The sequence below is a fragment of the Streptomyces sp. RB17 genome, assembly GCF_009604455.1.
Lineage (GTDB): Bacteria > Actinomycetota > Actinomycetes > Streptomycetales > Streptomycetaceae > Streptomyces.
On the sequence record NZ_WEGL01000006.1, the window covers coordinates 372422 to 390015 of the forward strand.

Sequence of the window (17594 nt, forward strand, 5' to 3'; positions counted from 1 at the left end):
CGTTGTCAGATGCGCGAGAGACTGTCCACGACTGTCTGTCGGCCTGCGTCCCACCGTGTGACCGGCCTGCGCCTTTTGGTTCTCGAGCTTTCAACGGGGAGATCTGACTCTGATGCACACCGACCTCGTGGCGGCCCTGGACATCGGCGGCACCAAGATCGCCGGCGCGCTGGTGGACGGCGACGGACGGATACTGGCACGCGCCCAGCGCGGCACGCCCGCCCAGCAGAACGGCGAAACGGTCATGCGGGCCGTCGAGGAGGTCGTCGGCGACCTCGCCGGGTCGCCGCTGTGGGAACGCGCCGGCAGCGTCGGCATCGGCAGCGCCGGCCCGGTGGACGCCTCGGCGGGCACGGTCAGTCCGGTGAACGTGCCGGGCTGGCGGGACTTCCCACTGGTCGAGCGGGTGCGCACGGCCACCGGCGGGCTCCCCGTCGAGCTGATCGGCGACGGAGTCGCGATCACGGCGGCCGAGCACTGGCAGGGCGCCGCGCGCGGCCACGACAACGCGCTGTGCATGGTGGTGTCGACCGGCGTCGGGGGCGGCCTGGTCCTGAACGGCCAGTTGCACCCCGGGCCGACCGGCAACGCGGGGCACATCGGTCACATCAGCGTCGACCTCGACGGCGACCCGTGCCCGTGCGGCTCGCGCGGCTGTGTGGAGCGGATCGCGAGCGGCCCGAACATCGCCCGCCGCGCCCTGGAGCAGGGCTGGCGACCCGGCCCCGACGGCGACACCTCGGCCGCCGCCGTGGCCGACGCCGCCCGCGAGGGCGACCCGGTCGCCGTAGCCTCCTTCGAGCGCGCGGCGCAGGCCCTGGCCGCCGGCATCGCGGCAACCGCGACCCTGGTCGAGATCGACATCGCCGTGATCGGCGGCGGCGTCGGCAAGGCGGGCGACATCCTCTTCACCCCCCTGCGCAAGGCCCTCGCCGCCTACGCGACCCTCTCCTTCGTCCAGCGCCTGACCATCGCCCCCGCCCAGATGGGCACGGACGCGGGGCTGGTCGGCGCGGCGGCCGCTGCGCTGGCGCGGAGGCCGGACGCGGCGGGGGTCTGACGGGCACCGGGGACGCCGCGCCCACCGGTGCCGCCTCCCGAAGGGGCGCGGGGGACTGCGCGACCAGCCCCCACGCACCCGGAGCCGCGTACGGCTCACCGCCCCGTCGGGTGGGCTTCGTCAGCAACTCACGCGCGCGGCCGCCCAGTCCGCATGGTCGGAGTCGTTGCCGTCTCCCGCGTCGGTGACGACCAGCCGGATCACCTGGGCGCCGGTGACGTCGGCCGTGAGCGGCTGGGCCGGCATCGCGTTGGTCAGGACGCCGGTCGAGGCGACCTTCGTGCCGTCGGCCCAGATCTCGAAGGTGACGGTGCCCTTCGTGCCCTTCTCGTCGTCCACGCCGACGTCCGCGGTGACCTTGCTGCAGGCCTTGCCGGTGTAGAAGGAGACGTCGCTCGGGGCGTGCACGCCGAGGCCCTTGGCGTACACGGCGCCGCCGATGGTGATCGGGTGGCCGTCGCCCGCGGCGCTCTCCCCGTTGCTGGTGTCGCGCTCCACCGGCCCCCAGCCGCTGGTCGCCGACAGCCAGGTCAGGTCACTGAGGTACGACGTCCCGGCGGGCGGCCGGACGACGACGGACGCGGTCAGCGGGACGGTGTCGGTGACGGGCTGACCGGTCGGGGAGACGTAACGCGCCCGCAGCGTGAGGCCGTAGGAGCCGGCCGGTGTTCCGGCCGGCGCGGTGACGGTCCACCCGGTGCGCAGGGCCTGGCCGGTGGCGAGAGTGCCGGCGGTGGCCGGCGAGGTGGCCCGTACGGTCCATCCGTCGGGGCCGGTCAAGGACGCGGAGACGCGGCGCGCGGGGTTGCGGCCTAGGTCGGTGACGGTGCTGGTCAGCGTGGCCGGAGTGCCCGCCTCAAGCAACGTGCTGCCGTCCAGGCCCAGTTCGGCGGCGGGCGGGTGCGCGGCCCAGCGGGGGTCGGCCGAGACGCGCAGCAGCACGGTGCCGTGGGCCGGGACGGTGGCCGCGAGAGTGCCGGCGGTGTTGTAGCTCTTGTGCTGCCACAGGTCCCGCAGGGTGTACGCGGAGGCGTCGGGGAGGCCGACGGCGGTCGCGGTGGTGGCGATCCGCTGGGCGGTGCCCGACTCGTTGAACAGGGCCACCGCGCGGCTGCCGTCCTTCATCTCCTTGGCGATCACCCAGCGTCCGTCGGCCGAGGAGACGACCGTGCCCTGCTTGCCCAGCGGGTCCTGGTCGACCGCGATGACCTCTTTGTTGTCCAGGATGTCGAAGGTCGCGGGTGAGGCCTTGCGCAGGTCGGTGCCGATCAGCAGCGGCGCGGCCATGACCGACCAGAGGGAGAAGTGCGAGCGGTACTCGGTGTCCGTCATGCCGCCGTTGCCGACCTCCAGCATGTCGGGGTCGTTCCAGTGGCCGGGACCGGCGTACGGCGCGAGCGGCAGGTTCTGCTTCAGGATGGACAGCATCGAGGACCAGTCGTCACTGATGTCACCGGTGGTCCGCCACAGGTGGCCGACGTCGGAGGCCCACTCCCAGGGCTTGTTCTGGCCCCATTCGCAGATGCTGTAGACGATGGGCCGCCCGGTGGCCTCGAGCGCGTCGCGCATGGTCGTGTAGCGCTTCTTGGCGTCGACGCCCTGGTTGTTGCAGTTGTCGTACTTCAGGTAGTCCACGCCCCAGTCGGCGAACTGCTGGGCGTCGCTGTACTCGTGGCCGAGCGCGCCGGGGAAGCCCGCGCTGTTGCAGGTCTTGGTGCCGGCGCTGGTGTAGATGCCGAGTTTGAGCCCCTTGGAGTGGACGTAGTCGGCGACGGCCTTGATGCCGTTCGGGAAGCGGGCCGGGTCGGGCACCAGCTTGCCGTCGGCGTCGCGCTGCGGCAGGGCCCAGCAGTCGTCCAGGTTGACGTACTGGTAGCCGGCGTCCTTCAGGCCCTTCGCCACGAAGAGGTCGGCGATGCCCTTGACCATGCTCTCGTTGAAGTCCGCGCTGCAGTGCGTGGAGTTCCAGTTGTTGAAGCCCATGGGCGGGGTCAGGGCGAGACCGTCGGCCAGGGCCGGAGCGGCCGGGGCCTGGGCGGAGGCGGCCAGCGCGGGGCCGGCGAGGCCCGCCGCGCACAGCAGGCCTGCGGTGAGTGCTCCGACGACTCTCCGGCGGGTTGTGCGGGTGTGAGGGTGACGCATCGTTGACGTTCCTCCGACTCGCGAAAGGTGACTGACGGCAGGGCGGTGCCTGGGTGTCGTGCATGTGTCAGCTGTGCGCGTTTACGGTAGGACGTGTCGGACTGTGTTGGAAGAGGTGCGTCCCGACTGTTCGACACGCCGTCAGAGGCGTTGGTGGCAGGGCCGTTCAGGTCAGTGGCTGCTGTCGGGCGTTCGGATATGTGCGCTTCCGGGGCTCACGCCTCGTCGTCGACGCGGCCCCAGCCGGGCAGTGGAGGCTGGGGCCAGGCGGGCGGGGCCGGGAGGAGAGCGGCCGGGTTGCCGGTCGTGAGCACGCCGGCCGGAGTCCGTCCGCTGAGCCAGCCGAGCACCTGGTGCCCGGCTCCCGTGACCGAAGGTCCCTCCGGCGCCACACACCAGCGCCGGCCGAGGTCCACGGCCTCCACCGAGGCGAGCGGAAAGCCCTGGGCGCGCAGTGTGGTGAGGGTGTCGTCCAGCGCCCAGGCGACATAGCTGTCGGGCCACTGCTCGGTGCCGTGCCCGACGCCCAGGTCGAGGTGGTGCGTCTCCAACTCCCGCAGGCAGCGCAGCAGGAGGTACCAGGCCGGGTGCCGCCAGCCGGCCAGCGCGGGGACCAGCCGGTCCCAGGCGGGGCCGGACAGCACGCGTGCGTGCGCCGCGAACCGGTCCAGGCCCTCACGCAGTCGGGCCGCGAGCCCCTCGGCGGACAGTGTGGCGTCCCGCTCGATCGCCGCGGCCTGCGTCGCCGCGTCCGTGCGGGGGCCCGGTGCGCGGCCGGTGTGGGCCAGGCGCAGCAGCCAGACGTAGGCGTCGACGCTGTGGGCGACGTGGGCGAGCACATGGCCGCGCGTCCACCCCGGCAGCCCGGAAGGGGCACGCAGTCCGGGGCCGGACAGGCCGGCCGCGGCCCGCGCGAACCGGTCGCCCGAGCGCACGACGTCCTCGATGGGACCGGCTCCGGCTCCGGCGCCGAAGCCCGGGAGCCCGCTCACCGGAACTCCCGCACGACTTCGATCCGTCCGACGATATGGGCGTTGAACTCGTCCAACTCCTCCGCCGGGACCCACAGTTCGAGGATCGTCTCGCCGCCGGCCCGCCGGACCGGATACCGGGCGAGGAACTCCGTGTCGACCTCGAACCGGGTCACGAAACCGGCGCCGTCGTGCTGGACGTTCCAGTCCCGGGCGATGCGGATCGCGTAGTCCTCGTTGAGGACCGGGTAGAAGATCGGCTGCTCCGGGAGCCGGGGCGGCCAGGCCCGCCAGTCGAGCCCGCGGACCAGCTCCAGCTCCTTGGGGCCCGTCGGGCGCCAGAGGGTCGTCGTCGGGGGTGGGCTGGTCATGGTCTCGCGTCTCCGGTACGGGCCTGCCACGCCGGCAGGCAGGTCGGGAGGTCGGACGATACCGGCCTCACCGAGGAGCGGACCAGCGGATTTCGGCGGGGCCGGCAGCCTCATGGCGCCGCGAACCGCCGTGCCAGGTCGCGGTGATGTGCGGCCGCCCGCTCCACCCGGGCCCGATCGGCCGTCGCCCCGGGCCGTACGGCCAGCCCCGCGAGCCGGTCGGCGAGCCGCTTGTGCCGGTCCCGGGCGTGCTCGCGGCACGGCAGGCACGTGACGCGCTCGGGGTGCCGTGAGACGTGAGCGCGGGGCACCCGCAGTCCGCACCCCGTGGTGGCCTCGGCGGACAGCGTGCCGACCAGACCGAACGTGGCGGCGATGACGTTGCGCACGGCCGCCGCGTCGCCCTGCGCCTCGACATGGACGTGACCGTCGGAATGCTCCATGCGCCCTCCCGCCGGGCTGGTGACCCGGCCTTCCCACGGGTTCGGTGACCCGGCCCTCCCGGCCCGGGACGGTGACTCGCCACTTCCACCGGGGCGACAACTCGCCGCTCCCACCGGGACAGTAACTCTCCCCTCCCACCGGGACAGTAGCTCTCCCTCCCATCGGGACGGTGACCCACCCCTCCCCTGAGGACGGTGACCTCGGTCGTCCGCTCGCGGGTCTCCGCGTGACCGTTGGCCGGATCCGCAGTTGATCAGCGCATGAAGAAGCGCAGCATGCTCGCCATCGCCAGCCTGGCCACCGGATTCGTCGTGGCCGCCGTCACCCCCTCCCACGCGGCGGACAAGGGCCCCGCCGGGATGGCCCTGGACGGCCTCAACGTCTCGGACACGCTCGACTCGGCCGCCGGCCACCCGGTCAGCCTGGACAGTTTCACCGTCGACGACCAGCCCCACGGGCAGCGGTAGGCCCGACGGCCCACGGCGCGCGTGCCGGTGTCCCCGCCGCGGGGGCACCGGCACTCCCGTTCCGGCGCCCTCACCGGGGCGGGGTTTCCGTGGCAGGGTGGAGCGGGCAATCCTCAGGGGGCCAACACAAGAGGGGGAGTCCGTGACCGTCGTCTGGATCAACGGCGCGTTCGGTGCGGGGAAGACCACCACCGCACGGGAACTGATCGAGCTGATCCCGAACAGCACGCTCTTCGACCCCGAGGTCATCGGCGCGGGGCTCACGCACCTGCTGCCGGCCAAGCGCCTCGCCGAGGTCGGTGACTTCCAGGACCTGCCGATCTGGCGCCGGCTCGTGGTCGACACGGCCGCCGCGATGCTCGCCGAGCTCGGCGGGACCCTCGTGGTGCCCATGACCCTGCTCCGCCAGGAGTACCGCGACGAGATCTTCGGCGGCCTCGCCGCCCGCAGGATCCCCGTGCACCATCTGCTGCTCGCCCCGGCTGAAACGATCCTGCGCCAGCGGATAGCCGGCCGGGAGGTCCCGGCGGACCTGCCCGACGGCGAGATACGGGTGCGGCAGTGGGCCTACGACCACATAGAGCCCTACCGCGCCGCCCTCGCCTCCTGGCTCACCGCCGACGCCCACCTCGTGGACACCAGCGCCCTCACCCCGTACGCCACCGCCGTCCGCATCGCCGACGCCGTCGGCAGCGGTGCCGTACCGCCCTGCGACATCGTGCAGACCCCCGAGCCGACCGCCGAGACCCTCGCCGCCGGGGTGCTGCTCTTCGACGAGCACGACCGGGTGCTCCTCGTGGACCCCACCTACAAGCCCGGCTGGGAGTTCCCCGGTGGCGTGGTCGAGCGCGGCGAGGCACCGGCCCGCGCCGGGATGCGCGAGGTCGCCGAGGAGACCGGGATACGGCTGCGGGAGGTGCCCCGGCTGCTCGTCGTGGACTGGGAACGGCCGGTGCCACCCGGCTTCGGCGGGCTGCGGCTGCTGTTCGACGGCGGCCGGCTGGCGTCCGGCGAGGCGTCCCGGGTGCTGCTGCCGGGCCCTGAGCTGCGCGGCTGGCGCTTCGCCAGCGAGCAGGAGGCCGCCGAGATGCTACCGCCGGTCCGCTACGAGCGGCTGCGCTGGGCACTGCGGGCGCGGGAGCGCGGGACCGCGCTGTATCTGGAGGCGGGAGTACCCGTCGGCTGACCCCCGCCTGCGAGCCGGTGGCTGCCCGGCCGACGCGGCCCGTGGTGCGGTGCGGTGTGGTGCGCGCTTTCGGGTACCGGTGGGTGGTGGCCGGTCACGCAGTTCCCCGCGCCCCTCGCCCCGGTCGCATCCTGCGCCCCTCACGCCGGGAGCATCCCGGGCCCCTCAGGTCGGTCGTGGTACCGGAAGGACGACGAGCCGGTGGACGGCGGCGACGCCTCACCGGTCAGCGGGCCCTCGCGACCTCGCGCAGCGCGGCGGCGGCGCCGCCCACCACGGGATCTCCGTGTCCGAAGCACGCCACGTCCGCGTCCAGTTCAGCCAATCGCACCAGCGAGGCGAGGAGTTGCGGACGGTCGAGGTTGAACACCCCGGGTAGCACCGATCCGTCGACCGGCGAGGCCGCCACCGTGTCCCCGGTGAACAGCACGCGCTCCTCGGGCAGGAACAGGGCGATGCTGCCGTCGGTGTGCCCCGGCACGTGGATCACCCGGGCGCCCCCGCCGAAGCCCAGCACGTCGCCGTCGGACACGCCGGTGACCGAGGCCGGCGGCATCGGCGTACCGTCGGGGAGGAGCTTGGCCGCCGCCGCGTGGATCGGCAGCTCCCAGTCCTCGAACCGTGGGTGCGGACCGGGGAGTTCACCCCGGACGAAGGGCGCGTCCAGGGGGTGCGCCAGCACCTCGGCACCGCTCAGCGCGGCGAACTCGCCCGCCCCGCCCACGTGGTCCTCGTGGAAGTGGGTCAGCACGATCCGCCGTACGTCCCCGGGCGCGTGCCCCAGTGCCCGCACCGCGTCGGCGATCGCACGGCCGGCACCGATCGTGCCCGCGTCGATCAGCGTCAGCGCGTCGTCGTCGCGCCAGAGATAGGCCTGGCCGACGGGGAAGCGCAGGAGGTGCAGCCGGGGGAGCAGTCCGATGACGTCCATGCGCCGACGGTAGGCGGCGCCCCCGCCCGTGGGCGAGGGCGCTCTGCCGCGGGCAGAAGGGCTCAGCCCGCCGCGTAGTTGCTCAGGAACAGCGCCTCGGCGACCGACAGCTGCTCCAGCTCCGCCGGGGACACGCTCTCGTTGACCGCGTGGATCTGCGCCTCCGGCTCGCTCAGGCCGATGAGCAGGATCTCCGCCTGCGGGTACAGCCCGGCGAGGGTGTTGCACAGCGGGATGGAGCCGCCCTCACCCGCGTACTGCATGGTCTCGCCCGGGTAGGCGACCGCCATCGCGTCGGCCATCGCCTGGTAGGCCGGGCTGGCGGCGTCGGCGCGGAAGGCCTGGCCCTGGCCGATCTGCTCGGTGGTGACCCGGGCGCCCCACGGGGTGTGCGCCGTGAGGTGGGCCTCCAGCAGCTTGCTCGCCTCCGCCGCGTCCACGCCCGGCGGCACTCGCAGGCTGACCAGCGCGCGGGCGCTGGAGTGCACGGACGGGGTGGCGCCGACGACCGGCGGGCAGTCGATGCCGAGGACGGTGACGGCCGGGCGGGCCCAGAGGCGGTCGGCGACCGAGCCGTCACCGATCAGCCCGACCCCGTCGAGCACCTTGGCGTCCGCGCGGAACTGCTCCTCGGTGTACTCCAGGCCGTCCCAGGTCCCCGTAGTGTCGAGTCCGTCGACCGTCGTCGAGCCGTTCTCGGCGCGCAGTGAGTCCAGCACGCGGATCAGCGCGGCGAGCGCGTCCGGGGCGGCGCCGCCGAACTGGCCCGAGTGCAGGTTGCCGGCGAGGGTGTCGATCCGCACGCGGACCAGGGTCATGCCGCGCAGCGTGGTGGTCACCGTCGGCAGGCCGACGCGGAAGTTGCCCGCGTCGCCGACCACGATGGTGTCGGCCGCCAGCAGCTCCGGGTGCTCCTCGGCGTACCGCTCCAGGCCGCCCGTGCCCTGTTCCTCCGAGCCCTCGACGATCACCTTGACGTTCACCGGGACGCCGCCGTTCGCCTTCAGGGCGCGCAGCGCGAGCAGATGCATGATCACGCCGCCCTTGCAGTCGGCGGCACCGCGGCCGTACCAGCGACCGTCGCGCTCGGTCAGTTCGAACGGCGGGGTGGTCCAGCCGGCCTCGTCGAGCGGCGGCTGCACGTCGTAGTGCGCGTAGAGGAGAACCGTTTTGGCACCCTCCGGGCCCGGCAGGTAGCCGTAGACGGACTGCGTGCCGTCCGGGGTGTCCAGCAGGGCCACGTCGACGAATCCCTCGGCGCGCAGCGCGTCGGCGATCCAGTTCGCGGCGGCCTCGCTCTCGCTCCTCGGGAACTGCGTGAAGTCCGCCACCGACTTGAAGGCGACCAGCTCGGCCAGCTCCGCCCGGGCCCGGGGCATGAGCGAGGCGACGGTCTCGGCGACCGGATTCGACGACATGGGCACGCTCCTCGTGGGTGCGACGTTGAACAGCTTGAACAGGGTATGTGCCCCCGATACTCCCACAGTGGCCTGCGACGACGGCCGCCGTAGGATGCGAGGGACACTACGGCAGCGGCTTGATCGGAGCGGTAGACCATCGTGAGCGGCGAGAACTCTTCGGCGGACGACGTGGAGCAGGTGTGGGACGTCGTCGTGGTGGGCGCGGGACCCGCGGGGGCCTCGGCCGCCTACGCGGCGGCGGTCGCGGGACGGCGCGTGCTGCTGCTGGAGAAGGCCGAGTTGCCGCGCTACAAGACCTGCGGCGGAGGCATCATCGGCCCCTCCCGCGACGCGCTGCCGCCCGGTTTCGAGCTGCCCTTCCGCGACCGGGTGCACGCGGTCACCTTCTCGAACAACGGCCGCTTCACCCGCACCCGCCGGTCCAAGCAGATGCTGTTCGGGCTGATCAACCGGCCCGAGTTCGACCAGCAGCTGGTCGAGCACGCCCAGAAGGCGGGCGCCGAGCTGCGTACGGGCGTCACAGTGCAGCGGGTCGAGCAGCACGGTTCGGCGGTCCCCGACCGGCGCACGGTCGCCGTGGTCCTGCAGGGCGGCGAGACGGTGCTGGCCCGAGCGGTCGTCGGCGCCGACGGCAGCGCCAGTCGTATAGGGGCGCACGTCGGGGTGAAGCTGGACCAGGTGGACCTCGGGCTGGAGGCGGAGATCCCGGTCCCGGAGCCGGTCGCCGAGGACTGGAAGGGACGGGTACTCATCGACTGGGGCCCGATGCCGGGCAGTTACGGCTGGGTGTTCCCCAAGGGCGACACCCTGACGGTCGGCGTGATCTCCGCGCGCGGCGAAGGCGCCGCCACCAAGCGGTACTTGGAGGACTTCATCGCCCGCCTCGGCCTGTCCGGCTTCGAGCCGGCCGTCTCCTCCGGGCATCTGACCCGCTGCCGCGCCGACGACTCACCGCTGTCCCGGGGCCGGGTGCTGGTCTGTGGTGACGCTGCCGGGCTGCTGGAGCCGTGGACCCGCGAGGGCATCTCCTTCGCGCTGCGCTCGGGTCGGCTCGCGGGCGAGTGGGCGGTGCGCATCGCCGAGGCGCACGACGCGGTGGACACCCGCCGCCAGGCCCTGAACTACGCGTTCGCGATCAAGGCCGGTCTCGGCGTCGAGATGAGCGTCGGCAAGCGCCTGCTGACCGTGTTCGAGCGGCGTCCCGGCCTCTTCCACGCGGCCCTCACCGGATTCCGCCCGGCATGGAAGGCCTTCCGGGACATCACACAGGGCTCGACCTCGCTGGGCGACATGGTCCGCACCCGTCCCATCGCCCAGCGCGCCCTGACCGCGCTGGACCGGCGACCGGCGGCCGCGGTGGAGGACCCGACGGGTTCCTGACCGCGCCGGACGGGGCGGGGCGGGGGCCTGCGGGGACGGGAGCGACGGACACCGCGTGGACCCGGCCGGACGGAGCCTGCGTGAACCGGCCGGTGGGCGGTCGCGTGGACTGGGCCGGTGGGCGGTCGGGTGGACCGGCCGGTGCGGCGGCGCGAGGACCGGGCTGGTGGTGAGCCTACGAGGACCGGGCCGGTGGGGCGCCCGCGCGGACCGGGCTGGTGGGGCGCCCGCGAGGGCCGGGCTGGTGGGGCGACCGCGTGGACCGGACCGGACGGAGTCTGCGTGGACCGGCCGGTGGGAGTCGGCGAGGACTGGGCCGGTGGGCCGTCGGGTGGACCGGCCGGTGGGCGCCCATGAGGACCGGGCCGGTGGCGCGGCGCGTGGACTGGGCTGGACGGAGCCTGTGTGGATCGGCCGGTGGGCGGTCGGGTGGACCGGCCGGTGGCGCGGCGCGAGGGCCGGGCTGGTGGGGCACCGCGTGGACCGGGCTGGTGGGGCGCCCGCGTGGACCGGACCGGACGGAGTCTGCGTGGACCGGCCGGTGTGCGCCCATGAGGACTGGGCCGGTGGCGCGGCGCGAGGGCCGGGCTGGTGGGGCACCGCGTGGACCGGCGACCGGACCGAGCCCGCGTGGACCGGCCGGTGGGAGTCGGCGAGGACTGGGCCGGTGTGCCGTCGGCTGGACCGGCGAGTGGGCGCCCACGAGGACCGGGCTGGTGGTGCGCCCACGAGGACCCGGCGGGTGGTGCGCCCACGAGGACCGGGCTGGTGGGGCGGCGCGTGGACCGGACGGAGCCTGCGTGGACCCGGCGGTGAGCGCCCACGAGGACCGGGCCGGTGGGGGCGGTGCCCGGCACTGGTGAGCCGGGAGCGGGGGTGTCGGTCAGTTCGTGACCGTGATGTGGAAGACGGGGTGGTCGGGGGCGATGCGCCGCAGGTCCTCGTCGGGGGAGTCGGGGCCGACGCCGTCGAAGAAGACCCCGACCTCCGCCTTCCAGCGCTTGAGGTAGGCCCGCAGCAGCGGGACCTTGTCGTCGTCGGCGACCTCGGCGGCGGTGAAGACGTCCACGTTCTTGCCGAGCCGCAGCTCGCCGCCGCCGGCCGCCCGCATGTTGTGGGTCCACTGCACATGGCCGCGCGGGGCGAGCAGATACTGCTGCCCGTCCACCGTCAGCAGGTTCACGGGAGTCGTGCGCCACTCTCCGCTCTTGCGCCCGCGCACCGCCAGCACCCGGGACCCCCAGACGCTGAAGCCGCGCCGGGTGAACCAGGCCACCGCCCGGTTGAAGACGTTGACGGTGAACCAGCCCGGCTTCTTGACGTGAGTCGACATGGTGACCCCCACGGTTTGGGAGAGCGGTGCTCTCGCTTGACTCGATTGTGCCGTAGACAGGTGCTCCGAAGCAAGAGCAGCGCTCACATTTTTGTTCGGCGCTCTCTTTTGTGTGCGCCGCTCTCTTCCGTGGCACACTGCAAGCATGAGCACCACACAGGGCGCCCGGGCACGGGCCAGGATCGAAGTCACCGCCGCCATCAAGGAAGCGGCCCGCAGACAGCTGGCGGAGGAAGGCGCGGCCAAGCTCTCGCTGCGGGCCGTCGCCCGCGAACTGGGCATGGTCTCCTCGGCGCTCTACCGCTACTTCCCCAGCCGTGACGAACTGCTCACCGCCCTGATCATCGATGCCTACGACTCCCTGGGCGAGGCGGCCGAACAGGCGCGGGACGCCGTGGCCGGCGCTGCCCCGGTGGCTCGCTGGACATCGGTGTGCGAGGCGGTGCGCGGCTGGGCGCTCGCCCACCCGCACGAGTACGCGCTGATCTACGGCTCACCCGTGCCGGGCTATGCCGCACCGCAGACCACCGTCCCGGCGGCGGCCCGGGTCGGCCTGGTCTTCATCGGTATCGTCCGGGACACCCGTGCCGACTCCGGCCTCGCCGGTCTCGCCGTGCCCGACGCCCTGCGCCCCGAGGCGGAGCGCATGGCCGCCGACCTCGCTCCCGATCTGCCTCCCGAGGCGATCACGGCCCTGGTGGCGGCCTGGGCCCAGCTGTTCGGACTCGTCAGCTTCGAGCTGTTCGGCCAGTTCAACAAGGTGGTCGAGGACCGGGAGACCTTCTTCCGGCACGCGGTCACGGGACTGGCGCACGGAGTCGGGCTGCGGTAGGCGCAGAGCGGCACCTGATGCCAGGGCCGCGGTAGGCGTCGTACTTCCCCGGGAGTACGCGTGATCACCTCGTCCGGCTGACGCCCGTGCCGCCCGGCGGCGTCTACCGTGGCCTGCATGGATGAGCAGCGCGCCGCGGGGCACGGGTGGCGGCACGGGCCGCCGTGGCGGAGCGCCCCCGACGAGACGGAGCCGGACCGGGCCCACTGGCCCTGGCGCACCACCGTGCTGCTCACCGCGTTCGTCCTCATCGGCACCCACTTCGCGGCCCACAGCGAGGCCCACCGCGTGCCCCTGAACGGCTCCGCGCGCGTCCTGCTGCTCGTCGCCTCGGTCCTGCTGCTGTGGCGGCACCGGCACCCGGTGGCCGTGGCCTACGGCACCGCGGCGGCGACCCTCGTCTACCTGGCCGCGGGCTATCCCTACGGACCGGTCTTCCTGACCGTCGCCGTCGGCTGCTTCAGCGCGGTCGTCGCCGGGCACCGACGGGCGGCCTGGGGAGCCCTCGGCCTGCTGTGGGCCGGGCACGCCCTGATCGCCCTGTGGCTCTACCGCTGGCTCCCGCCCTCCGGGGACAAGGGCGGGAACGTCTACCAGGAGATCGGCATCGGCGCCTGGGTGCTGGCGATCGTCGCCCTGGCCGAACTGGTCCGGGTGCGGCGCGAGCAGTGGGCGCGGGAGCGCGCCGACCGGGCGGAGGCGGCGCGGCGCCGCGCGGACGAGGAACGGCTGCGGATCGCCCGCGAGCTGCACGACGTGCTCGCGCACAGCATCTCCGTCATCAACGTCCAGGCCGGCATGGGGCTCGCGCTGCTCGACAGCGACCCCGAGCAGGCGCGCGCCGCGCTCACCACCATCAAGTCCGCCAGCAAGGAGGCGCTCGGCGAGGTGCGCCAGGTCCTCGACACCCTGCGCGCGCCCGGCGCCGCGCCGCGTGCCCCCGCCCCCGGTCTGGACCGGCTGCCGGAGCTGGTGGAGCAGGCGGCCGCGGCCGGACTCACCGTGGAGATCGAGGGCGAGCCGCCGCCGCTGCCGCCCGGCGCCGACCTCGCCGCCTTCCGTATCGTGCAGGAGGCCCTGACCAACGTCGTACGGCACTCCGGTTCGCGGCACGCCCGCGTGCGGTTCGCCCACGACGGCGACGCGCTGCGGCTGCGCATCGACGACGACGGGCCGGCCACCGGCGCCGACGCCGGGGGCAGCGGCAACGGGCTGGCCGGCATGCGGGAGAGGGCCGCCGCGCTCGGTGGCACCATCGAGGCGGGCCCGCGCCCCGACGGCGGCTTCCGCGTGCTGGCCGTACTGCCGTCGCACCCCAGGGAGGACCAGTGATCCGGGTACTGCTCGCGGACGACCAGTCGCTCGTGCGGGCCGGTTTCAGGGCGTTGCTCGACGCGCAGCCGGACCTCGAGGTGTCCGGGGAGGCGGCCGATGGCGAGGAGGCGCTGCGCCTCGTGCGCGAACTGCGGCCGGACGTCGTCCTGATGGACATCCGCATGCCCCTGCTCGACGGCCTCGCCGCGACCCGGGGCATCACCGGCGACGCGGAGCTGAAGGACGTGAAGGTGGTCATGCTCACCACCTTCGAGCTGGACGAGTACGTCTTCGAGGCGATCCGTTCAGGCGCCTCCGGTTTCCTGGTGAAGGACACCGAACCGGAGGAACTCCTGCGCGCGGTACGGGCGGTGGTCCAGGGCGACGCGCTGCTGTCGCCGGGCGTCACCCGCCGGCTGATCGCGGAGTTCGCGGCCCGCTCCAAGGAGCCCGCGGCGGCGGACGCGCTCGGCCGGCTCACCGAGCGGGAGCGGGAGGTGATGGCCCTGGTGGGCATCGGCCTGTCCAACGAGGAGATCGCCCGTCGGCTGGTGGTCAGCCCGCTCACCGCCAAGACCCACGTCAGCCGCACGATGGTCAAGCTGGGCGCGCGGGACCGCGCCCAACTCGTCGTGCTGGCCTACGAGTCGGGGTTGGTACGGCCCGGCTGGCTGGGCTGAGCGGCCGACTGCCGGAACCGCACCAGCACGCTGACCACCCGGGCCACGAACACGACCGGCGCGACCACCATGCCGAGCCGCAGCAGCGCCTTGGACAGCAGCTGCGGCAGGTCGAAGAGCAGCGCGGGCCCGGCCAGGGCCCCGAACAGCACCGCCGCCGCGAAGGCGGCGCTCACCAGCGCGTAACCGATCTCGACCGTCGCCGCGTCCCGCTCGGCCTTGGTGCGGCGTCCCCCGTATGCGTACATTCCCCCAGCTTCACAGACGTGCGCCCGGCGGGGCAATCGGCCCCGCCGGGCGCACTGTTGGAGGCTTCCCCCTAATCGCGGACCGCCACGCGCTCCGCCTCAGCCTCCTCCACGGTGGACCTGGCGACCACGAGGGACCGCTGGGTACGACGGCCGCGCAGGCCGGTCAGGGTGATCAGCAGGCCGGCCGCCGCGATGCCCGTGACCACCACGAAGCCCGGCCGGTAGCTGTCGAGGACGGCCTGCGAGGTGGCGTGCGCGGGGCCGTTCGCGGTCACCACGGCGGTGACCACCGCCAGGAAGATCGCGCCGCCCACCTGCACCGAGGTGTTGAGCAGACCGGAGACCATGCCCTGCTCGTGGTCCTCGACGCCGTTGGTGGCCTGGATGTTGAGCGACGGGAAGACCAGTGCGCAGGCCGCGCCGATCAGCAGCATGGACGGCAGGATCACGGCTGCGTACACCGGGTCGAGGTCGACGCGCAGGAACAGCGCGTAGCCGAGGACCATGAAGGCGAAACCGGCCGCGATCAGGCGCGGGGTGCCGAACCGGTCGACGATCGCGCCGACCTTGGTGGAGGACACCGCCACCAGCGCGCCCGCCGGCAGGAACGCGAGTGCCGTGTGCAGTGCCGACCAGCCGAGCAGGGACTGCATGTACAGCGTGGTCAGGAACTGGAAGCCGACGTACGAACCGAAGAAGGCGATCGCGCCGAGCTGGGCGCGCACCTGGCTGCCCGAGCGCAGCACGCCCAGCCGGATCAGCGGGCTCGGCGAGCGCCGTTCCACCAGGACGAAGGCGGTGAGCAGCACCGCGACGGCGAGGAAGGACAGCAGCGTGCGGGCCGAGGCCCAGCCGGCCTGGGGCGCCTGGACGACGGTGAAGACCAGCAGCAGCATCGCCGCGGTGCCGAGGACGGCGCCGGGGATGTCGTAGCCGTCGTGGTTCTCCTCGCGGGCGCTGCGCGGCAGCAGCCGGAGGCCGGCGAGCAGTGCGAGGAGGGCGATCGGCGCGGGCAGCAGCATGGTGAAGCGCCAGCTGGCCTCGGTGAGCAGGCCCGAGAGCACCAGGCCCATGGAGAAGCCGGTGGCGGCGCAGGTGGTGTAGATGGAGAGGGCGCGGTTGCGCAGCGGGCCCTCCGGGAACGTCGTGGTGATGATGGACAGGCCGGCCGGAGCCGTGAAGGCCGCGCTCAGACCCTTGATGAACCGGCTGGCGATCAGCAGCGGACCCGAGTCCACGAGCCCGCCGAGCAGCGAGGCGAGCGCGAAGACGCCGAGGGCGACGAGGAACACCTGACGCCGGCCGAGCAGATCGGCGGTGCGTCCGCCGAGCAGGAGCAGGCCGCCGTAGCCCAGGATGTATCCGCTGACGATCCATTGCAGCGTCGACGTGGACAGGTGGAGGTCGGAGCCGATGGACGGCAGTGCGACGCCGACCATCGACACGTCCAGCGCGTCCAGGAACATCGCCGCGCAGAGGACCAGGAGGGTGCCCCACAGCCGGGGGGTCCAGCGGACGGCCGGGGACGGGGCCGCGGAGGGGGTGAGCGGAGAGGTCATGCCGACGACAGTACATGCGCATGCATGGAATGCAAATGCATTTAATTCCGATGCAATAATCTTGTTTCTCTGCTACGGTGCGCGGATGGTGGCGAACAAGGCCGATCAGGCGCTGGTGGACCGGTGGCGGGACATCCTGGCGCTGCACGCGCGGACCCAGTGCGAACTCGACCGCGCACTGCACCGACACGGGCTGTGCGCCAGCGACTTCGAGGTCCTGGACGTGCTGTCCGGGGACTCCTGTGCCTACCGCGTGCAGGAGATCTCCGAGCGGGTCCATCTGAGTCAGAGCGCGCTGTCGCGGCTGATCGCCCGGCTGGAGAAGGACGCGCTCGTCGAGCGTGCCATGTGCCCCGAGGACCGCAGGGGCGTCCGCGTGGCGCTCACCGAGAAGGGGCGCGCGCTGCACGGCGAGGTGCTGCCGGTGCAGCGCGCGGTCCTGACCCGGATGCTGGAGGGCGAGCTCAGCCCCAGGTGACGGCCGACTTCTCGCGCCACAGCTCGGCGACGGCGGCGTCCCCGGTCACCTGCGGGAACGGCAGCCGGTTCCACAGCGCCACGTACAACGGCGCGGCGGGTCCGGCCACTTCGCAGTCGGCGTCTCCTGTCGCGTCCCGCGTGGCCACCGGGGGCTCCTGAGACAGCCGTACGGTCCACACCGCGCCGTCCGTGTCCGTCGCCCGCACCCGCAGAACCCGGGGTTCGGCGCTGCGGACCCTGCTCTTGGCGCGGGCGTGGAAGCCGCGCAGCAGCTCGTCGATGCCGTCCGCCGCGAAGGCGGGGGCGATCTCGGTCCGGGTGCCGCCCCGCGCCGACTCGGCGTCGATCCGGTGCATCGTCGTCTCGTGCGCCTGACGCCGCGCCCAGAACGCGCGGGGTGACGGCGCCGGCAGGAAGTGCCAGCACTGCACGTCGGGCGCGGCCGAGGCGAGGGTGTCGACGAGATGGCGGTGCCCCTCGCGGAACCAGGCCAGCAGCTCGTCGCCGTCGAGGTCGGGCAGCCCGCCGCCGGGCTGGTACGAGGTGTGCCCCTCGACGACGAAGGCGGCGGCCCAGCGGTGCACCATCCCGGTGTGCCGCAGCAGGTCCCTCACCTGCCAGTCGGGGCACGTCGGCACCTTGGCGTCGACGCCGGCCTGCTCGGCGGCCGCGGCGAGCAGCCGGCCCTCCCGGTCCAGGGTCTGCAGAAAGTCGGCAGTGTCCATGGGGGTGAGTGTGCCGGATGGAGGGGGCTCGTGGGCCGGGCTGTCCT

18 protein-coding genes are annotated in these 17594 nt (G+C 73.4%); 8 read left to right on the plus strand and 10 right to left on the minus strand.

Annotated elements, in window-relative coordinates; all coding sequences use genetic code 11:
- Window positions 1-112: 112 nt before the first annotated feature.
- The gene (locus SRB17_RS26850; RefSeq protein ID WP_153542705.1) at window positions 113-1060 is read left to right on the plus strand and encodes an ROK family protein; all 948 of its coding nucleotides are present in this window, start codon (window positions 113-115) and stop codon (window positions 1058-1060) included.
- Between the two features lie 120 nt (window positions 1061-1180).
- Here SRB17_RS26850 and SRB17_RS26855 read toward each other — a convergent pair whose 3' ends face one another.
- From SRB17_RS26855 to SRB17_RS26870, 4 genes are all read right to left on the minus strand, one after another.
- Window positions 1181-3202 (minus strand): NPCBM/NEW2 domain-containing protein, encoded by a 2022-nt coding sequence (locus SRB17_RS26855; RefSeq protein WP_153542706.1) that lies wholly within the window; start codon window positions 3200-3202, stop codon window positions 1181-1183.
- A gap of 215 nt (window positions 3203-3417) precedes the next feature.
- Window positions 3418-4194, minus strand: coding sequence for a maleylpyruvate isomerase family mycothiol-dependent enzyme (locus tag SRB17_RS26860; RefSeq protein WP_323376283.1), 777 nt, complete (start codon window positions 4192-4194; stop codon window positions 3418-3420).
- Window positions 4191-4544 carry a hypothetical protein gene (locus SRB17_RS26865; protein WP_153542707.1) on the minus strand — a complete coding sequence of 118 codons (354 nt, stop codon included), beginning with the start codon at window positions 4542-4544 and terminating at the stop codon, window positions 4191-4193. Before SRB17_RS26865 ends, SRB17_RS26860 begins: the two co-directional genes overlap by 4 nt.
- Window positions 4545-4654: 110 nt before the next feature.
- Window positions 4655-4987 (minus strand): hypothetical protein, encoded by a 333-nt coding sequence (locus SRB17_RS26870; RefSeq protein WP_153542708.1) that lies wholly within the window; start codon window positions 4985-4987, stop codon window positions 4655-4657.
- 261 nt (window positions 4988-5248) lie between these two features.
- On the opposite strand from SRB17_RS26870, the gene SRB17_RS26875 reads away from it, so the two are divergent.
- Both SRB17_RS26875 and SRB17_RS26880 read left to right on the plus strand, forming a co-directional pair.
- Window positions 5249-5455, plus strand: coding sequence for a hypothetical protein (locus SRB17_RS26875; protein ID WP_194294150.1), 207 nt, complete (start codon window positions 5249-5251; stop codon window positions 5453-5455).
- Window positions 5456-5597: 142 nt separating this feature from the next.
- Complete coding sequence (locus SRB17_RS26880) at window positions 5598-6641, plus strand: NUDIX hydrolase (RefSeq protein ID WP_323376284.1); 1044 nt, start codon at window positions 5598-5600, stop codon at window positions 6639-6641.
- A 226-nt stretch (window positions 6642-6867) separates the two neighbouring features.
- Here SRB17_RS26880 and SRB17_RS26885 read toward each other — a convergent pair whose 3' ends face one another.
- Both SRB17_RS26885 and SRB17_RS26890 read right to left on the minus strand, forming a co-directional pair.
- On the minus strand, window positions 6868-7572 hold the full coding sequence (locus tag SRB17_RS26885) for an MBL fold metallo-hydrolase (protein ID WP_153542709.1): 705 nt from the start codon (window positions 7570-7572) through the stop codon (window positions 6868-6870).
- 62 nt (window positions 7573-7634) lie between these two features.
- Window positions 7635-8990 (minus strand): dipeptidase, encoded by a 1356-nt coding sequence (locus SRB17_RS26890; RefSeq protein ID WP_153542710.1) that lies wholly within the window; start codon window positions 8988-8990, stop codon window positions 7635-7637.
- Window positions 8991-9131: 141 nt separating this feature from the next.
- On the opposite strand from SRB17_RS26890, the gene SRB17_RS26895 reads away from it, so the two are divergent.
- Complete coding sequence (locus SRB17_RS26895) at window positions 9132-10373, plus strand: geranylgeranyl reductase family protein (protein WP_323376285.1); 1242 nt, start codon at window positions 9132-9134, stop codon at window positions 10371-10373.
- 883 nt (window positions 10374-11256) lie between these two features.
- On the opposite strand, the gene SRB17_RS26900 is transcribed toward SRB17_RS26895, so the two are convergent.
- Complete coding sequence (locus tag SRB17_RS26900) at window positions 11257-11706, minus strand: nitroreductase family deazaflavin-dependent oxidoreductase (protein WP_153542711.1); 450 nt, start codon at window positions 11704-11706, stop codon at window positions 11257-11259.
- Between the two features lie 145 nt (window positions 11707-11851).
- Here SRB17_RS26900 and SRB17_RS26905 point away from each other — a divergent pair, with 145 nt between their 5' ends.
- The 3 genes from SRB17_RS26905 to SRB17_RS26915 all read left to right on the plus strand — a co-directional run bounded on the left by SRB17_RS26905 (window position 11852) and on the right by SRB17_RS26915 (window position 14532).
- Window positions 11852-12538: a TetR/AcrR family transcriptional regulator gene (locus tag SRB17_RS26905; protein WP_153542712.1), complete on the plus strand. Its 687-nt coding sequence runs from the start codon at window positions 11852-11854 to the stop codon at window positions 12536-12538.
- 108 nt (window positions 12539-12646) lie between these two features.
- Entirely contained in the window at window positions 12647-13870 is a 1224-nt protein-coding gene (locus SRB17_RS26910) for a sensor histidine kinase (RefSeq protein WP_416237090.1), read from the plus strand.
- Window positions 13867-14532, plus strand: a complete 666-nt coding sequence (locus SRB17_RS26915; protein WP_323376286.1) for a response regulator transcription factor — start codon at window positions 13867-13869, stop codon at window positions 14530-14532. The genes SRB17_RS26910 and SRB17_RS26915 overlap by 4 nt, the downstream gene beginning before the upstream one ends.
- On the opposite strand, the gene SRB17_RS26920 is transcribed toward SRB17_RS26915, so the two are convergent.
- Together SRB17_RS26920 and SRB17_RS26925 are read right to left on the minus strand one after the other, a co-directional pair.
- Window positions 14493-14780, minus strand: a complete 288-nt coding sequence (locus tag SRB17_RS26920) for a DUF6332 family protein (RefSeq protein ID WP_153542714.1) — start codon at window positions 14778-14780, stop codon at window positions 14493-14495. The genes SRB17_RS26915 and SRB17_RS26920 overlap by 40 nt on opposite strands.
- A 71-nt stretch (window positions 14781-14851) precedes the next feature.
- A complete protein-coding gene (locus tag SRB17_RS26925; RefSeq protein ID WP_153542715.1) occupies window positions 14852-16342 on the minus strand; it encodes an MFS transporter in 1491 nt (496 codons plus the stop codon).
- A gap of 85 nt (window positions 16343-16427) precedes the next feature.
- Between SRB17_RS26925 and SRB17_RS26930 the strand changes: the two genes are divergently transcribed.
- On the plus strand, window positions 16428-16820 hold the full coding sequence (locus SRB17_RS26930) for a MarR family winged helix-turn-helix transcriptional regulator (protein WP_194294151.1): 393 nt from the start codon (window positions 16428-16430) through the stop codon (window positions 16818-16820).
- Here the strand turns inward: SRB17_RS26930 and SRB17_RS26935 are convergent.
- Window positions 16807-17547, minus strand: coding sequence for a maleylpyruvate isomerase family mycothiol-dependent enzyme (locus SRB17_RS26935; RefSeq protein ID WP_153542717.1), 741 nt, complete (start codon window positions 17545-17547; stop codon window positions 16807-16809). The genes SRB17_RS26930 and SRB17_RS26935 overlap by 14 nt on opposite strands.
- Between the last annotated feature and the right edge of the window lie 47 nt (window positions 17548-17594).

Excerpts from the sequence above, each read along its gene's own strand:
- SRB17_RS26935 (WP_153542717.1), bottom strand. The coding sequence starts at position 17,547 with ATGGACACTGCCGACTTTCTGCAGACCCTGGACCGGGAGGGCCGGCTG.
- SRB17_RS26900 (WP_153542711.1), bottom strand. The coding sequence starts at position 11,706 with ATGTCGACTCACGTCAAGAAGCCGGGCTGGTTCACCGTCAACGTCTTC.
- SRB17_RS26890 (WP_153542710.1), bottom strand. The coding sequence starts at position 8,990 with ATGTCGTCGAATCCGGTCGCCGAGACCGTCGCCTCGCTCATGCCCCGG.
- SRB17_RS26905 (WP_153542712.1), top strand. The coding sequence starts at position 11,852 with ATGAGCACCACACAGGGCGCCCGGGCACGGGCCAGGATCGAAGTCACC.
- SRB17_RS26865 (WP_153542707.1), bottom strand. The coding sequence starts at position 4,544 with ATGACCAGCCCACCCCCGACGACGACCCTCTGGCGCCCGACGGGCCCC.
- SRB17_RS26920 (WP_153542714.1), bottom strand. The coding sequence starts at position 14,780 with ATGTACGCATACGGGGGACGCCGCACCAAGGCCGAGCGGGACGCGGCG.
- SRB17_RS26875 (WP_194294150.1), top strand. The coding sequence starts at position 5,249 with ATGAAGAAGCGCAGCATGCTCGCCATCGCCAGCCTGGCCACCGGATTC.
- SRB17_RS26855 (WP_153542706.1), bottom strand. The coding sequence starts at position 3,202 with ATGCGTCACCCTCACACCCGCACAACCCGCCGGAGAGTCGTCGGAGCA.
- SRB17_RS26870 (WP_153542708.1), bottom strand. The coding sequence starts at position 4,987 with ATGGAGCATTCCGACGGTCACGTCCATGTCGAGGCGCAGGGCGACGCG.
- SRB17_RS26850 (WP_153542705.1), top strand. The coding sequence starts at position 113 with ATGCACACCGACCTCGTGGCGGCCCTGGACATCGGCGGCACCAAGATC.
- SRB17_RS26925 (WP_153542715.1), bottom strand. The coding sequence starts at position 16,342 with ATGACCTCTCCGCTCACCCCCTCCGCGGCCCCGTCCCCGGCCGTCCGC.
- SRB17_RS26885 (WP_153542709.1), bottom strand. The coding sequence starts at position 7,572 with ATGGACGTCATCGGACTGCTCCCCCGGCTGCACCTCCTGCGCTTCCCC.
- SRB17_RS26930 (WP_194294151.1), top strand. The coding sequence starts at position 16,428 with ATGGTGGCGAACAAGGCCGATCAGGCGCTGGTGGACCGGTGGCGGGAC.